Source organism: Acidobacteriota bacterium (genome assembly GCA_018001935.1).
Lineage (GTDB): Bacteria > Acidobacteriota > JAAYUB01 > JAAYUB01 > JAAYUB01 > JAGNHB01.
The window spans coordinates 34,307-47,770 of record JAGNHB010000007.1 but is presented as its reverse complement, the minus strand read 5'-3'; the positions used below and the strand labels follow the sequence as shown (position 1 = coordinate 47,770).

The window sequence follows — 13,464 nt, the reverse complement described above, 5'->3', positions numbered from 1 at the left end:
GATATGCCACATGAGAGAAAAGGGGCCTTCCGATTTACGGACCCTTAGTGATTCTTTTCGTGTTTTTCCAAGCCAGGAGGTATTGTGTTAGCCAAAATATTAATAATAATCACAATGTCTACTCTGTCATGTGGGCAAGCAGAAACCCAGAAGAGCGACAATCGAATCGAGTATGCAAAAAAACTTTTGTACAGGACATTTGGCGAAATTTCCGATGCAACGATTTCTGAAAATATCCTTATAAACTTTGAGGAAAATGATCTTAGCGAGGTTCTTACAAATTACCAACTTTATGATGAATACTATGCAAGTACAGAACATCCAGATGGGTCCCTTGAAATTCTTTTCAATATTAGAGGTAGAAATGATGCTTGTATAGGGATTCATGTCGGAAAGGATGGAAAAAAAGTTCTTAGTATTTTTCGTCAAAATTTCAGTGGCCCATCGATTAACATAAAAAATTTTATTAAAAAATCAAGATTTCCCAGACAGGGTGGCATAAGGGCAATCACGATCCCTGGCCGTACCTCGGCTATTTGCTGTTCATCCTGAAGAAAGCTTACGACGAGTTCGTCGAGCGGGTGGGGACTTTCCGCACTGTGTTTTTTCTCTTTCCACCGATCTTGATCTCCGAAGTTTTTAGCGCGGAAACCATTGCGAAAATCATAGTGCATTTTCTTCCGAATGGTGATATCTTTTTGCATGATGACAGATAATCATTCCTCAACACAAACTCCAATACCGCACCGCGTCGGCTACGCTCGCGTCAGCAGCACCGGCCAAAACCTTGATTCTCAGTTGGACGCGTTGACGAACGCGGGTTGTGGGAAAGTGTTCTCCGAGAAAATGACCGGATCGCGGATGGACCGACCGGGTTGGGACCAGCTCATGGAATACCTCCGGTCAGGCGACACACTCGTGGTCACCGAACTCAGCCGCATGACCCGCTCCTTGCTCGACTTGCTTCAAACAGCCAAAATTCTGGAACAACGACAGGTCAACCTGATCTCGTTGCGCGAAAACATCGACACCACGACCGCCACCGGGCGCTGCTTCCTGTCGATGATGGGGGCCATCCACCAGATGGAGCGGGAACTGCGCGCCGAACGGGCAGCCGCCGGACGTGCTTCAGCCAAAGCGCGGGGAAAATCCGGTGGACGCCCGCGCACGGACATTGGGAAGTTGGAAAATGCCAGGATTTTGTACGAAAATTCCGGAAAAACGGCCGCCGAAGTGTGTGCGGCAGCAGGTGTCGGACGGCGGGTTTTTTTTGCCTACTTGAGTGAAAAGCGACGAGATAGCGTCAAAGCCCATGAGAAGTTCCTTGGCAAAGAAGAACAAACAATCACGAGAGGTGCACCATGAAAATAAAAGTCGTCATCCACAAGTCGGAAGATTCCGGATTGTGGGCTGAAGTTCCCGCTATTCCCGGTTGTGCGACTCAAGGGGACACTTTCGAGGAACTTCTGGCTAACTTGTATGAGGCCGTGGAAGGATGTCTGTCTGTTGATGTGGAACAGACCAAGTTGGACGAGCAGGACCGCGTGCTGGAAATCGCCGTATGAAACAGATCTCCGGCAAGGATTTTTCTGCTTTGTTGCAACGCTTGGGATGGTTACTGGTGCGAATCCACGGAAGTCACCACATTCACATGAAAGAAGGCCGGCCGGAAAGAATCAGTGTACCCGTTCACGGAAACAAACCGCTCAACTCCGGTTTATTGAAACACTTCATGAAGATTGCGGATATCGACGAAACCGACCTTTGAGATTTTACCTTTTCGGTGGTTTGGGCAGAAATAGCCAATCCAGTCGGCAGCATTTGCAAGACGCCCACCCCCATGGACCTGTCGGCCGGACGCGTCGTCCTGGCCATGCTCCTCGGCTCGACACCCTGAGCGGGCGGAGCCCCCTGTACGGGAGCCATCGACACCCCGCTATCGCCACCCTCCGCACCGCGATCCACGCCGCGCTCCGCGCCACCCTCTGCGCCGCCCTCCATGGCGCTGCCGGAGCCGGCCAGGGGGTTTCCTGGACGGGCGTGGTACAATAAGGGGCCCGCGTTTCGGGCAAGGAGCGTCAAACCATGCGCGTCACCTATCCGCATTTCATACGGTACCTGGAAAACCTGCTGGACGAGATCAAGAACTTCAACTCCATCGCCGGGCAGCTGCAGCCGTCCCCCGGCGAGGTCCCCCGGCTGGAGGGGTTGGACGTCCACGGGGAGTGCTTCCCCATGAACGGCCTCATGGGCGGCGACCACATCGTCTACGTGGACTTCAACCGGCGCTTCGACCTGGACGCCCGGATCCGGAAGGCCCTGGACGAGGGCCGCGAGGACGTGGCCCGGGAGCTGCACCTCGACCGGGGCCGCGCGGGCATCCTGCTGGCGGACGTGGCCGGCCACCGCCTGACGGACGCCGTCCTCACCGCCATGCTCCACCAGGCCTTCCTGGTCGGGGTCCAGTACGAGCTGGAGACCCGGGGCACCATCACCACGAACCTCTTCGAGAACATCAACGCCCGCTTCCACCACTCCACGCAGGTGGGCAAGTACGTCACCATGATCTACGGCGAGATTTCCGCCACGGGGATGTTCCGCTTCATTTCCGCCGGCCACCCCTACCCCATCGTCTTCTCCAACGAGTTCGACCGGATCATGGACATCGCCGAGGACCGGATGGTCCGGTACCCCCCCATCGGCACCATGCTGGAGCGCGATCACGTCGACCAGAGCCGCCACGAGAGCCTGCTGGGCGAGAAAGACCCTTACACCATCAACGAGATGGAGTTGATGGGCCACGGGGACATCCTGATCATCTACACCGACGGCTTCGCGGAGCACGCCGACGCGGACGGGAACCCCTACTGCCCGGCCCGCCTCGAGGAGAAGCTGCGCGCGGCCAAGGGGCAGAGCGCCGAGGAGATCTCCCACGTCCTCCTGGAGGACATGCTGGAGTTCGGCAACCCCGCGGACGACCTCAGTTTCGTGGTGATCAAGAAAACAGCTTGACGCGGGCGACGGCGTAAGCCCAGTTGAGCGCCACGGCCGCCAGCACCAGGGCCCAGGCCCGGCGCCGCTCCTTCCGGTCCAGTTGCAGCCGGGGGACGGGGAGCCGGAAACCCCGCGCCAGGACCAGGTGCACCACCGCGTAGAGCACGAAGAGGAAGAGGACACACCCCAGGGGGGATGTTGCCAGAGCCGCCCCCGCGCGGCCGTGGGCGAGGTGGACAAAGCAGGTGGTCATGTCGCAGGTCGGGCAGGGGTAGCCGGTGAGCCGCTCGAAGTTGCACCAGGTGATCCGGAAACGCCCGAACGGAAAAAAAAGCGCCACCAGGAGCGCGGGGACGGCGAAGAAGCCCACCCAGTCCAGCGTGGTGAACGCCCCCGCCTCCCGTTCGAGCCGGACCCGCATCAGAAGAGCCTGAACTTGATGCTCAGGTACTTCTTGGGGTCCTTCCGGACGTCCATGAGGAACTTGGCGAGTTCCGCCACGGCCTCGTTGAGACTCTGGAACAGGGCCGGGTCCTTCAGGAGCTTGCCGAGCGTCCCCTGCCCCGCCTCCACCTGGGCCAGGATCTGGTGCAGCTTCGCCAGCGCCCCCTTGGCTTCCACGAAGAAGGTGTCGTCGGTGTTGAGCTTTCCGAGGGTCCCCTTCCCGGCCTCGACGTTCTTCAGGATGTTGTCCGCCCGCGACGTCACCCGCAGCAGGTTGTCGTAGAGGTCGGACGACTTCAGGAGCCGGTCCAGGGAGTTCCCGTCGGTGTTGAGCTTCTGGGCGAACTGCTTGACCTGGGTGATGGTGTCCTTGAGCTCGATGTAGAGTTCCTTGCTCTTGATGAGCTGGCCGATGGTCCCCTGGCTGTCCTGGAGGTCGGTCATGACGTCCCCGGCCTTGCGGACGGTGTCCCGCAGGCTCTCGGTGGTGGCGACAAGGGTGTCATGGAGGACGGAGTTGTTGACCAGCTTGCCGATGGTCCCCTGCCCCTCGTCCACCTTCACGGTGATGCTCTTGACGCGGTCGGAGATCTCCTCGAACGTCCCCATCATCTGGCTGGCGCTGAGCATCATCTGGTGGAGCGTGGCCTCGCTGACCCCCTCGATGACGAGGGTCCCGTCGGGGAGCTTCTTGGCGGGCTCCCGGAGGCGGCCGATGCTGATGTTCACGTAGTTGTCGCCGAGAAGGCCAATGGAGCCGATGCTGACCTCCGAGTCGTTCAGGATCCAGCCGGCGTACTCCTTGTCGATCTGGAGAATCAGGCGGATGCTCTGGAGGTTGCCGCGGAGGGTCTTGATGTCGCCGTCCTCCTTCTCGTAGGTTTTCCGGAGCATGGCCAGCCGGTCTTCCTCCTTCCGGATGCCGTCGTCGAAGCCGCGGGCCTCCGCCTCCGAGGCGGCGGCGCGCTTCGTGCGCAGGTCCTGGATGTGCTTCCCGCTGATCTCGATGTCGGTGCGGGTGCGATCCATGTCCTGCTCCATCTCCCGGATGCGCGACTGGATGACGCCGTTGGCCTTGGTGGGCGGGAGCGTGGACTCCAGCGTGATCTCCTCGACGTGCCCGATCTCGATGCCGTTCAGCCAGACGGGCGCCCCGGGCTTCATCCCCTGGGTGGCGGGAAGGTAGGTGACGGCCCGGACCTTCGAGGAGAAGAACCCCCGGCCGCCGGTCACGCGAAAGAGCATGAAGACCATCAGGGCCAGGCAGATCAGGACGAAGACCCCCACCCGGATCTCGTGCCAGTTCACTTTTTTGCGTCGTCGGTCTCGTGCCATGGTTCCCTCACTCCTCCTCTCCGAACACGTCCGCGGAGAAGATCTCGATCCGGGCCCCCTTCTTCCAGGAGTCCTCGGGAAGGCCGGCCTTCCGGCAGGTGTGGCGGAGGAACTGCTCCCGGTCCCACCCGTACTCGACGGCGACCTGGGGCAGGAGCAATCCCCGGCAAACCCCCTTGGTCAGGAGGATCCCGTGGCGGCCCACCTCGATGGCGGACACGTCGTCGATGGTTTCACGGGGGGTCAGGACGGAAATCTCGATGTGAATCTCCGGGAGTTCCTCCGGTTCGACGGGGGGGAAACGGTAGTCATTGCGGGCAGAGGACCCCGTGCAGTCCACGATGGTCTGCCACAGCGGCTTGACCGCCTCGATGTACCCGATACACCCCCGCAACTGGCCTTTGCGCTTGAGGGTCACGAAAGCCCCGCGGAGTTCGAGGAGTTCCGGCTGCACGGGATGGTACCGCGACCCTTCCTTCTGGCCCCTAATCAGCTCGTGAAGGGTTTTCCGGGCAAGAAAGAGGCACTCCTTGCGCGCTTCGGGAGAGAGGTTTTTCACCGGGAAGGTCCTCCTTGGGGGTTTTTTTCCGACGGCGGAAAATGCGGCGCTTGCGGATCCGGCGCTGGCGGTGCTGGGTGATCTTCCCCCAGAACTTGTAAAAATAGTGGACCATGCTCCAGATGGCCACGAGAAGCACCATCCAGAGGGAGATCCGGCCCAGCTGGCTCCAGACGCCGCCGAACCGCGCCCCGGCGAGGATGAGGCAGACTGCGGCCACCTGGAAGATCATCTTGGTCTTCCCGAGCATCGAGGCCCGAATGGTGAACCCCTCGGAGGACGCGATGTTGCGCAGCCCCGAGACGGCGAATTCGCGTCCGATGATGATCACCACCATCCAGGCGGGAGCGAGCTGCATCTGGACCAGGGAGATGAAGGCGGCGGAGACGAGGAGCTTGTCGGCGATGGGGTCGAGGATGATGCCCATGGTGGTGACCTGGCGCCGGCGGCGGGCGATCCAGCCGTCGAGGAGGTCCGTCAGCGATGCGGCCAGGAAAATGACGATCCCCCAGATCTCCCGGTTCGGAAACTTCTCGGTCAGCAGGACCGTCACGAAGAACGGGATGGTAGTGATCCTCAGCAATGTCAACAGGTTCGGCAAGTTCATCGGAGTGGGCCTGCACCGTCGGACCGTTCGCCGACGCAAGGGTTTTCGTTCCGGGTCCGGCAGGGACTATACCATACCGCCCGGGCGGGGACAAGCCCCTGAAAAGCCGCCCCGGGAGAATTCAAGGGGTTGACTCCGGGGTGACGCCGGGGAATAATCGGCCGGGATCGCGGGGCCGGGGGCGGCGAGACCGCCGGACGGATCAGGAGAGAACGCAATGGGGCGGGAAGACGGAGGCGCCGTGGCGGGGGAACGGCCCGGGATCTACGTGCACATCCCCTTCTGCCGGCGAAAGTGCGCGTACTGCGGTTTCCTCACCTGCCCCCCGCGGGGGCTCGTCCAACCCTACCTGGCCGCCCTCGGGCGCGAGATCGCGGGGGGGGGCGGACGCTGCCGGAGCGACTGGGGGGCCCCGGACACCCTCTATTTCGGCGGCGGCTCCCCCTCCCTGGTGGCCCCCGAGGCCGTTGCCGCCCTCATCGAGGCCGTGACCCGGGCCATGCCGCCGGCCCCGGGCGCGGAAGTGTCGCTGGAGGCCAACCCCGAGGACGTCGACCCGGCGAGGGCCGCCCGCTGGGTCGAGGCCGGCGTGAACCGGGTCACCCTCGGGGTCCAGTCCTTCCGCTCCGCCACCCTGGAACCCCTGGGGCGTGCCGCGAGCCCCGGCAGGATCGGGGGCGCCGTGAAGGCCCTCCGCGGGGCGGGGTGCGCCAACCTCGGCGCGGACCTCATCGCCGGTCTCCCGGGCGAAAACCTCGCAGACTGGCGTCACAGCCTGTCCGCCACCCTCGGCCTGGGCATCGACCACCTCTCCCTCTACCTCCTGGAAACGGAGCCCCAAACGCCCCTCGGCCGGGGGGTCGCCGCGGCGACCGTCGTGCTGCCGCCCGACGACGTCGTTGGCGACTTCTACCTGGAAGCCTGCGAAACCCTCGCCGCCGCCGGCCTGGCACAGTACGAGATCTCGAACTTCTCCCGGCCCGGCTTCGAATCCCGTCACAACCGGAAGTACTGGGATTTCAGCCCATACCTCGGCTTCGGCTGCGGGGCGCACAGCTTCGACGGCTCGCGGCGCACCCACAACGCCGCGTCCGTCCGCGCCTACGTGGAGGCGGTCGAGGCGGGCGGCGGGACCCTCGAGGAGGAAAACGCCGGCACCGCCCGCGACCGGGAGCGGGAGTGGGTGTTCCTGGGGTTGCGCCGGGTGTCCGGGATCCGGCTGTCCGCGTTCGAGGATCGCTTCGGCCGCCCCTTCCCCGCCGCATGGCGGGAGAGCTTCGCCGCTTCCCCGCCGGGGCTTGCGGAGTTCACCCGCGACACCCTGCGTCTCTCCCGCCGGGGGATGTTGCTGAGCAACGCGCTTTTCCTCGGCGTGTTCGACAGCGATGCCGAGGCAACCGGCCCCCCCCAGGGGCGGCCGGGCCGCTCCGAAGACGGTGCGGCCCGGCCGGCGGGGCGCCGGCGTGAAACGGGTCCGTAATTCCCTTTCGGAGGTCGTCGGCCAGGGGCCAGGGTTGCCGTCCGAAGCCCTCACTCACCGGGGGGCGTGTCGATCGGCCAGGAGCGCAGGCGTTCGGCGAGCCGCTGGATCCTCTGGGCCAGGGCGGCGATCCGCGAAGGGTCCAGGGCCGCCCGCTGCGGCGGGGGGGGTGGAGGCGGCGGGGGGGGGACCGGGGGCGGCGGCGCCGGTTCCGGCGAAGGTTCCGGTTTCAGGTGAGAGGACTCCTGGAGGCGTTTTCGGGCGCCGGCGATGGTGAAGCCCTCGTTGTGCAACAACTGCCGGATTCTCCGGAGCAGGTTCAGGTCGCGTTCGGAATAGACGCGCTGGCCGGCGCTGTTCTTCTTCGGACGGAGAACGGAAAACTCCGATTCCCAGTACCGGAGGACATGGGGCTGGATCTCCATCAGTCGGCAGACTTCACCGATCTTGTAATACAGTTTGCGCTTCGTGTCCATCGGCGTCGTCCCGGGACGTCGGGTCACTCGCGGGACCCCAGGGCTCCCAGCAGTTTGCTGGAGGGGGCGAACACCACGGTCGTCCGGGACTTGATGGAAACCCGGTTGCCGGTCTTGGGGTGGACGCCCGATTTCTCCTTCCGGCGGGCGGTGCGGAACACGCCGAAACCGCTGAGCTTGACCTTCTCTCCCTGCTGGAGTGCCTCCCGCACTTCCTCGAGGAATGCCTCCACCGCGGCGGCGGCCTCGCGCCGGGTCAGACCGCCGTGAGCGTCGTAAACTCTTTCGGCAATATCCTCTTTGACCATGATTTATTCCTTTTTCGAAGGACCGTTATATCGGTTTCCCTTAACTGAAGCATAAATCCCCCGCAGGTAATTGTCAATGAAAAATTCGATGAATTCGGGGCGAAAAGCCGGTTTTTTTCTGACATGATCGCCGGTCAAGCCCAAGAGCCTGAGGTCGGCTGTCACACTCTATCCGCAATGCACTGATATTTTTCAGAATTCATTCCCTTGCCGAAACCAGGTTCGGACCGGGATCGGCTCCGTGCGACCTTACCCGGCCCGGCCGCTTCCGCTGCCGGGAAGCTCGCCGCTCCCCGCGCGCGCGGGGCCGGTGAGGCGGCTCACGGCCAGGCCCGCCAGGATGGCGAGGGCCGGGACCGCGGGGGCCAGGTAGCGGACCAGGGGGAACACGGCGGCGTGAAAGAGCCAGAACGTGGTGAAGAGCGCCCAGAGGGCGGCCTCGGGAACCCCCGGGAAGGCGTCGCCCCGGCGGCGGGCCCGGAGGGCCAGGCCGGCGAGGGCCAGGGCGAGGAGAACCCCGTTGGCGACCCCTGCCGCCAACCGAACGGGTTTCGAGGAGGTGAGGTACAAACTTCGGACAAGGCCGGGGAAAATGGCGGCGAGATGGGCGAGCGGTCGCGCCGCCACCTCCTCCCGCGCCCACCGGGACGCCAGTCGGTCCTCCTGCACCTCCCGGGCCGGCGAGTCCACGGGCCCGATCACCCCGGCCACGGCCTCGTTCGCCCGGGCGATCTGCGCCGCATCGACCTCACGGGGCGTGGACGGGAACGCGGGGTCCATCACGTTGCGGAGCCCGTGGAGGGCGGACCGGGCATTCCAGGTGGACCCCGGGACGAATTCCCCCGTCACCCGGTGATTCCGGACAACCCAGGGCGAGACCGCCGCGACCAGGGCGAGGACCCCCGCACCCCAGCGCCACGCGGGGCGCCGGAGGTCCGGGAACCGGAGCGCGAGGAGAAGCAGGGGGACGATCCAGAGGGCCAGGCTGCTCCGGGTCAACCACCCGGTGCCGAGGGCGGCGCCCGTGAAGACCCACCAGCCCCAGCGACCGCCCTCCGCGAGGCGGAAGACCCCGTAGAGGGCCAGGGCCGAGCAGAGGATGGAGAGCCCCTCCGAGAAGAAGCGCGTCGCGTAGACGAGCGTCACCGGGTGGAGGCCCGTGGCCAGGGCGGCGAGGGCGGCAGCCAGGGCGCCCCGCCGCCGGAGCACGGCGAAGGCGAGACCGGCGGCCCCGGCGGCGAAAAGCGACTGAAAGGCCGCCGCGAGGTCCTCTCGACCACCGGTCAGTGCCAGGGTCCCCGCCAGGACCAGCGGGTACGCCGGCATGCGCCGAAGCGTGGGATGCGGGCCGGGGTCGAGGGCGTACCCGTTTCCGGCCCGGAGGCTCCGTGCGATCTCGAGGTAGGCGTCCTTGTCTTCCAGGTAGGCAAAGCCGGAGGCGCGCAGGGCCGGGACGACCCACAGGGCCATGGACAGGTGGGCCAGGAGAACGGCCAGGACGAGCGCGGCCCCGAGCCGCCACGAACCGGGCGCCCCCAACCACCCCGACATCCTCGACCCGCTACGCATCGCTCCCCTGCCTCCATCGTCCGAAGGAGCCAACCCCCCCGGAACGCCGGGATCAACAGCCCGCCTGCACGCCCGTCAACTTTGACGGGTTCGCAAAAAGTCGGAAGACGGACGGAAAAGTGGCTGTAAAGCCTTTGTTTGAGCCATCACCCGGAGGGTGATGGTACTTTTTTGCGACCGAATCAACTTTCACCGGGGGCCGGGCGCTCACTTCCCGAGGTCGTCGTAACCCGACAGGACGGGCGTTTCGATCCGGCGTGCGGGGATCCCCACCTCCTCCAGCATGTTTCGCAGCGAGGGGTAGTCGTAGAGGTAGACCACCTCGCGGATCCCGGCATTGATGATGAGGCGCTGGCAGAGGTCGCAGGGGAAGAGGGTGGTGTACATCACCCCGTCCTTGGTGGAAATCCCCTGGTAGGCGGCCTGGACGATGGCATTGGCCTCGGAGTGGGACGCGGGGCAAAGCGAGTGCCCCCGGTTGCTCTCGATGGCCTCCGCGTCCTTGACGCACGGTTTGCAGAACCGGTGGGTGTACCCCTTGGGGGGGCCGTTGTAGCCCGTGGAGATGACGTGACCGTCCTTGACGATCACCGTGCCGATCTTGTGCCGGACACAGATGGACCGCGCCCCCGTCACCTTGGCCAGGATGGCGAAGTATTCGTCCTTCGTGAGCCGCTGTTCTTCCACGCTTCCTGCCCTCCTGTCTGTTTTTCCATCTCGCCCTTTTCACGGCCCTCTTTCATCGGGGTCGGAATCGGTATCGCAGTCGCTATCGGCATCGGTATCGCTGGCATCGTCGCTATCGCTGCCGCCATCGTTCCCGGCTCCCCCCCTTCTCCGGGAACTCTCCATGTCTCGTTTCAAAGCCGCGCAAGTCTGAATCGGAGCCGCGCGCGTCAGCAAGCGGTCCCTCTCTCCCCACCCGGGGCTTGCTTCTTTATGTCTCAGCCTCTTACCGCTCCCTTACGGTCGCGGCTCCGACCCGGTCGCGGCTCCGATTCGGTCTTGGCACGGGATGCGTCGCATTCACCCCCGCCCCTCGCTCCGACGCAGCAGCCACTCCGCCAGGGCGAAGTCCTCCGGGTGCGAAATCTTGAGGTTCGTCCCGGCCCCCTCCACCACGTGCACGGTCCCGCCATTCGCCAGGACCAGCTGGGCATCGTCGGATGCCCCGGTGGTCCCCCGCGCCTGCGCCGCCCGATGCGCCGCAAGGATGACCTCCAGCCGGAAGCCCTGGGGGGTCTGGACCCGCACCAGCCGACGCCGGTCCGGGACACCTACGATCCAGCGATCGGGGACACTCGTTTCATCAGCCGGCTCGACCTCGGCCAGGGTGTCCGTCACTCCCACCGCGGCGGTGAGAGCCGCGTGTTCCCTCAGGCCGTCCACGCACCGCCTCAGCAAATCCGCATCCGCCAGGCAGCGTGCGGCGTCGTGGACCAGCACCCGGTCCGGGGGGTCCGGGAGGTCCCGGAGAAAACTCAACGCCGCCCAGGAAGAGTCCTGGCGGGTGGCCCCTCCCGGTACGAGGCTCACGGCCCCGACGAGGTCCCACTGCTGCAGGATCTCCTCCAGGGTGTCGATCCACTCCGGGTGAATGGCCACCACCAGGATGCCGAACAGGCCGGAATCCCGGAACGTCCGGAGGGTGTGCACGATGACCGGCATCTCGTCGAGAAGGACGAACTGCTTGGGCACGGGCGCCCCGGCCCGCGAACCCGTCCCCCCGGCCAGAACGGCCGCCGCGCAATACCCTTTCCGTCCTTCCGGTTCCATGGCCCTCCCCGGGGATCGCCGTCGCGTGTTCGTCGTGAATGTACCACGCCCGCCCCGTTCAGGGAAGCGGAAACCTCCGGGGGAAGACCATGCCGCGGGGCACGATACCGGCCGGCGCTATTTCCACTCCTCCAGCAGTTTCCGGAATTCCGGCTGCGTGAGGTATTTCTGGAAAGAGGAGTCCCTGGCGGGGTCCGGGAGGGTTTCCCCTTCCAGGACGTTGGCCTTGTACTTGAGCGCCAGCCGGAGGTTTTCCAGGGTTTCCGTCAACCGGCCTTCCTCCGCGTGGCAACAGGCCAGACAGTAATAGAAGTTCGGGTAGTCCGGGGCCTGCTTGAGCGCTTTCTCATATACCTCCCTCGCCCCTTTCAGGTCCCCCGACAAGCCGAGAGACATGCCCAGGCAATCCACACTGGCCAGCCAGAATTTTTTTTCCAGGCGGGGTTTCGCCTCGTCCGGGGAACAGGCTTTTCGCAAGTACCTTATTGCCCGCTGGTAATCCTTCTTCTGCATGAAGTGTCCGCCGTAGGCGAACAACTCCATCGGGGAGACCGGCGTGATCAGGATCGAATCCAGGAGTTTGAAGAAATCCTGCTGGTCCTTATCCTTGAAGTTCGTTTTCGGTTAGCGGCCATGAGCGAGAACTCCTCTCCATCGGGGGAAACGCTCAGGTTTTGAACGACGAACCCGGGAGCCAGGACCCGGAGGGCCCAGGGGCATTCCGGAAGGATCACGACGATGTCCGACGATTCCTCGGTTGGAGCCGCCAGAAAGCACCCGGACAAAGCCAGCAGGGACACCGCAAACGACAAGCATTGTTTCATGAGCAATCCCTCCATGAGAGTGGGTTAGGGGGCGAACATCCTGGACAGGACGCCCAGGACCGCCGCGGCGGCTGCAGGATCGAGACGCCCGAGTTTTCGCACGAGGCGGGACTGGTCGACGGTACGGATCTGGTCGAGCACGACCTGACCTTCCTTGCCGTCGAAAAGACAATCGACCCTCGAAGGGTACGGTCTTCCCTTCGTGGTCATGGGGGCGATGATGACGGTGCGGATATGGAGGTTCATTTCGTCCGGCGAGACCACCAGACAGGGGCGTGTCTTGGTGATCTCGCTCCCGACAGTCGGATCGAGGACGACCAGGAAAACGTCGAAACGCCTCACGTCCATTCCCACTCCTTCTCGTCCCAGTCTTGGACGACCCGATCGAGTTCCGGGAGCAGGAGCCCGTCGTCCCCCTTGCGGGCCATCGCTTCGAAGGCCTCCACCCAGCCATCTCGTGGCTGTCCGCCCGGCCGGATGACCAGCGCCCCTTCGCGCACGCTGAGTTCGACCTCGTCTTCGAGTCCGACCTGGACGAGGATCGGCTTGGGAATCCGGATCCCTTTGGAGTTACCGATTCGGATCAAGTGTGTTCTCATGTTGACTTCTCCCCGTGATCACATTGTATCCCCCTAAATCGCTTTTCACAAGCATCGATTTCATCGGGATGTTCCCAGCGCTTGGATGCCGGAGAATCCCCCTGGTCCCCGAGACCGGGCAACCGGATTCGTTTCATATCCGACAGGGAATTGGATGACATCGCGCATTCTCGGCGCCTCCACGCCTACGCGAGAGAATCTCCCGATGGTCTCTCACGGAGGTGCTGAGGCACTGAGCGGGCGCAAGGGCGGTGCCGGGCTGCATGGCCATTCCGACAATCGCCGATGATCGCTGAACATGGATGGGCAGGATGAATCCGGCCGTTTTCGTGTATTTCGTGTATTTCGTGTATTCCGTGGTTAAAATTATTGAATGGCAGGGGCCCTTTTCGTGTGGTTCGTGTGGTTCGTGGTTTTTTCCCGGTTTATCCGGTCTCGGGAGAAAAAAAGAGGCGAGCGGGGTTGCCGCTCGCCTGTTCGGGTCGCAATCCGC

Annotated in this window: 18 protein-coding genes; 6 read left to right on the top strand and 12 right to left on the bottom strand. The window is 63.8% G+C overall.

Translation table 11 applies throughout. The features are described from left to right. Positions 1-84 precede the first annotated feature (84 nt). From KA419_04475 to KA419_04455, 5 genes are all read left to right on the top strand, one after another. The gene (locus KA419_04475) at positions 85-552 is read left to right on the top strand and encodes a hypothetical protein (GenBank protein MBP7865183.1); all 468 of its coding nucleotides are present in this window, start codon (positions 85-87) and stop codon (positions 550-552) included. A gap of 153 nt (positions 553-705) precedes the next feature. Beyond that, positions 706-1,365 (top strand): recombinase family protein, encoded by a 660-nt coding sequence (locus KA419_04470; protein ID MBP7865182.1) that lies wholly within the window; start codon positions 706-708, stop codon positions 1,363-1,365. Continuing rightward, positions 1,362-1,565 carry a type II toxin-antitoxin system HicB family antitoxin gene (locus KA419_04465; GenBank protein ID MBP7865181.1) on the top strand — a complete coding sequence of 68 codons (204 nt, stop codon included), beginning with the start codon at positions 1,362-1,364 and terminating at the stop codon, positions 1,563-1,565. Before KA419_04470 ends, KA419_04465 begins: the two co-directional genes overlap by 4 nt. Then, positions 1,562-1,768: a type II toxin-antitoxin system HicA family toxin gene (locus KA419_04460; GenBank protein ID MBP7865180.1), complete on the top strand. Its 207-nt coding sequence runs from the start codon at positions 1,562-1,564 to the stop codon at positions 1,766-1,768. Before KA419_04465 ends, KA419_04460 begins: the two co-directional genes overlap by 4 nt. 317 nt (positions 1,769-2,085) lie before the next feature. Beyond that, complete coding sequence (locus KA419_04455) at positions 2,086-3,012, top strand: serine/threonine-protein phosphatase (protein MBP7865179.1); 927 nt, start codon at positions 2,086-2,088, stop codon at positions 3,010-3,012. Here KA419_04455 and KA419_04450 read toward each other — a convergent pair. From KA419_04450 to pgsA, 4 genes are read right to left on the bottom strand one after another with little or no spacing between them, the layout of a single operon-like run. Beyond that, on the bottom strand, positions 2,996-3,415 hold the full coding sequence (locus KA419_04450; protein MBP7865178.1) for a DUF2752 domain-containing protein: 420 nt from the start codon (positions 3,413-3,415) through the stop codon (positions 2,996-2,998). The two genes, KA419_04455 and KA419_04450, sit on opposite strands and share 17 nt — an antisense overlap. Next, positions 3,415-4,773 carry an MCE family protein gene (locus KA419_04445; protein ID MBP7865177.1) on the bottom strand — a complete coding sequence of 453 codons (1,359 nt, stop codon included), beginning with the start codon at positions 4,771-4,773 and terminating at the stop codon, positions 3,415-3,417. Before KA419_04445 ends, KA419_04450 begins: the two co-directional genes overlap by 1 nt. Before the next feature lie 7 nt (positions 4,774-4,780). Further along, a complete protein-coding gene (gene amrA / locus KA419_04440) occupies positions 4,781-5,332 on the bottom strand; it encodes an AmmeMemoRadiSam system protein A (GenBank protein MBP7865176.1) in 552 nt (183 codons plus the stop codon). Next, the gene (gene pgsA, locus KA419_04435) at positions 5,259-5,939 is read right to left on the bottom strand and encodes a CDP-diacylglycerol--glycerol-3-phosphate 3-phosphatidyltransferase (protein ID MBP7865175.1); all 681 of its coding nucleotides are present in this window, start codon (positions 5,937-5,939) and stop codon (positions 5,259-5,261) included. The genes amrA and pgsA overlap by 74 nt, the downstream gene beginning before the upstream one ends. 217 nt (positions 5,940-6,156) lie before the next feature. Here pgsA and hemW point away from each other — a divergent pair, with 217 nt between their 5' ends. Next, on the top strand, positions 6,157-7,419 hold the full coding sequence (hemW, locus tag KA419_04430; GenBank protein MBP7865174.1) for a radical SAM family heme chaperone HemW: 1,263 nt from the start codon (positions 6,157-6,159) through the stop codon (positions 7,417-7,419). 50 nt (positions 7,420-7,469) lie between these two features. On the opposite strand, the gene KA419_04425 is transcribed toward hemW, so the two are convergent. The 8 genes from KA419_04425 to KA419_04390 form a co-directional block, all read right to left on the bottom strand. Next, positions 7,470-7,895: a MerR family transcriptional regulator gene (locus KA419_04425; protein ID MBP7865173.1), complete on the bottom strand. Its 426-nt coding sequence runs from the start codon at positions 7,893-7,895 to the stop codon at positions 7,470-7,472. 23 nt (positions 7,896-7,918) lie between these two features. Continuing rightward, positions 7,919-8,203, bottom strand: a complete 285-nt coding sequence (locus tag KA419_04420) for an HU family DNA-binding protein (protein MBP7865172.1) — start codon at positions 8,201-8,203, stop codon at positions 7,919-7,921. Positions 8,204-8,452: 249 nt separating this feature from the next. Next, positions 8,453-9,772: a glycosyltransferase family 39 protein gene (locus KA419_04415; protein ID MBP7865171.1), complete on the bottom strand. Its 1,320-nt coding sequence runs from the start codon at positions 9,770-9,772 to the stop codon at positions 8,453-8,455. A gap of 207 nt (positions 9,773-9,979) precedes the next feature. Then, the gene (locus tag KA419_04410) at positions 9,980-10,459 is read right to left on the bottom strand and encodes a dCMP deaminase family protein (GenBank protein ID MBP7865170.1); all 480 of its coding nucleotides are present in this window, start codon (positions 10,457-10,459) and stop codon (positions 9,980-9,982) included. Between the two features lie 339 nt (positions 10,460-10,798). Then, positions 10,799-11,548: a 2-C-methyl-D-erythritol 4-phosphate cytidylyltransferase gene (ispD, locus tag KA419_04405; GenBank protein MBP7865169.1), complete on the bottom strand. Its 750-nt coding sequence runs from the start codon at positions 11,546-11,548 to the stop codon at positions 10,799-10,801. Between the two features lie 117 nt (positions 11,549-11,665). Next, positions 11,666-12,061 (bottom strand): tetratricopeptide repeat protein, encoded by a 396-nt coding sequence (locus KA419_04400; protein ID MBP7865168.1) that lies wholly within the window; start codon positions 12,059-12,061, stop codon positions 11,666-11,668. Between the two features lie 335 nt (positions 12,062-12,396). Next, a complete protein-coding gene (locus KA419_04395; protein MBP7865167.1) occupies positions 12,397-12,720 on the bottom strand; it encodes a type II toxin-antitoxin system PemK/MazF family toxin in 324 nt (107 codons plus the stop codon). Then, positions 12,711-12,971, bottom strand: a complete 261-nt coding sequence (locus KA419_04390; protein MBP7865166.1) for an AbrB/MazE/SpoVT family DNA-binding domain-containing protein — start codon at positions 12,969-12,971, stop codon at positions 12,711-12,713. Before KA419_04390 ends, KA419_04395 begins: the two co-directional genes overlap by 10 nt. Between the last annotated feature and the right edge of the window lie 493 nt (positions 12,972-13,464).

What these genes read in the sequence shown, in the direction of transcription:
- KA419_04450 (MBP7865178.1), bottom strand. Translation starts at nt 3,415, where the DNA reads ATGCGGGTCCGGCTCGAACGGGAGGCGGGGGCGTTCACCACGCTGGAC.
- KA419_04420 (MBP7865172.1), bottom strand. Translation starts at nt 8,203, where the DNA reads ATGGTCAAAGAGGATATTGCCGAAAGAGTTTACGACGCTCACGGCGGT.
- KA419_04395 (MBP7865167.1), bottom strand. Translation starts at nt 12,720, where the DNA reads ATGGACGTGAGGCGTTTCGACGTTTTCCTGGTCGTCCTCGATCCGACT.
- KA419_04465 (MBP7865181.1), top strand. Translation starts at nt 1,362, where the DNA reads ATGAAAATAAAAGTCGTCATCCACAAGTCGGAAGATTCCGGATTGTGG.
- KA419_04445 (MBP7865177.1), bottom strand. Translation starts at nt 4,773, where the DNA reads ATGGCACGAGACCGACGACGCAAAAAAGTGAACTGGCACGAGATCCGG.
- KA419_04390 (MBP7865166.1), bottom strand. Translation starts at nt 12,971, where the DNA reads ATGAGAACACACTTGATCCGAATCGGTAACTCCAAAGGGATCCGGATT.
- KA419_04425 (MBP7865173.1), bottom strand. Translation starts at nt 7,895, where the DNA reads ATGGACACGAAGCGCAAACTGTATTACAAGATCGGTGAAGTCTGCCGA.
- KA419_04400 (MBP7865168.1), bottom strand. Translation starts at nt 12,061, where the DNA reads ATGCAGAAGAAGGATTACCAGCGGGCAATAAGGTACTTGCGAAAAGCC.
- KA419_04460 (MBP7865180.1), top strand. Translation starts at nt 1,562, where the DNA reads ATGAAACAGATCTCCGGCAAGGATTTTTCTGCTTTGTTGCAACGCTTG.
- hemW (MBP7865174.1), top strand. Translation starts at nt 6,157, where the DNA reads ATGGGGCGGGAAGACGGAGGCGCCGTGGCGGGGGAACGGCCCGGGATC.
- pgsA (MBP7865175.1), bottom strand. Translation starts at nt 5,939, where the DNA reads ATGAACTTGCCGAACCTGTTGACATTGCTGAGGATCACTACCATCCCG.
- ispD (MBP7865169.1), bottom strand. Translation starts at nt 11,548, where the DNA reads ATGGAACCGGAAGGACGGAAAGGGTATTGCGCGGCGGCCGTTCTGGCC.
- KA419_04415 (MBP7865171.1), bottom strand. Translation starts at nt 9,772, where the DNA reads ATGCGTAGCGGGTCGAGGATGTCGGGGTGGTTGGGGGCGCCCGGTTCG.
- KA419_04455 (MBP7865179.1), top strand. Translation starts at nt 2,086, where the DNA reads ATGCGCGTCACCTATCCGCATTTCATACGGTACCTGGAAAACCTGCTG.
- KA419_04470 (MBP7865182.1), top strand. Translation starts at nt 706, where the DNA reads ATGACAGATAATCATTCCTCAACACAAACTCCAATACCGCACCGCGTC.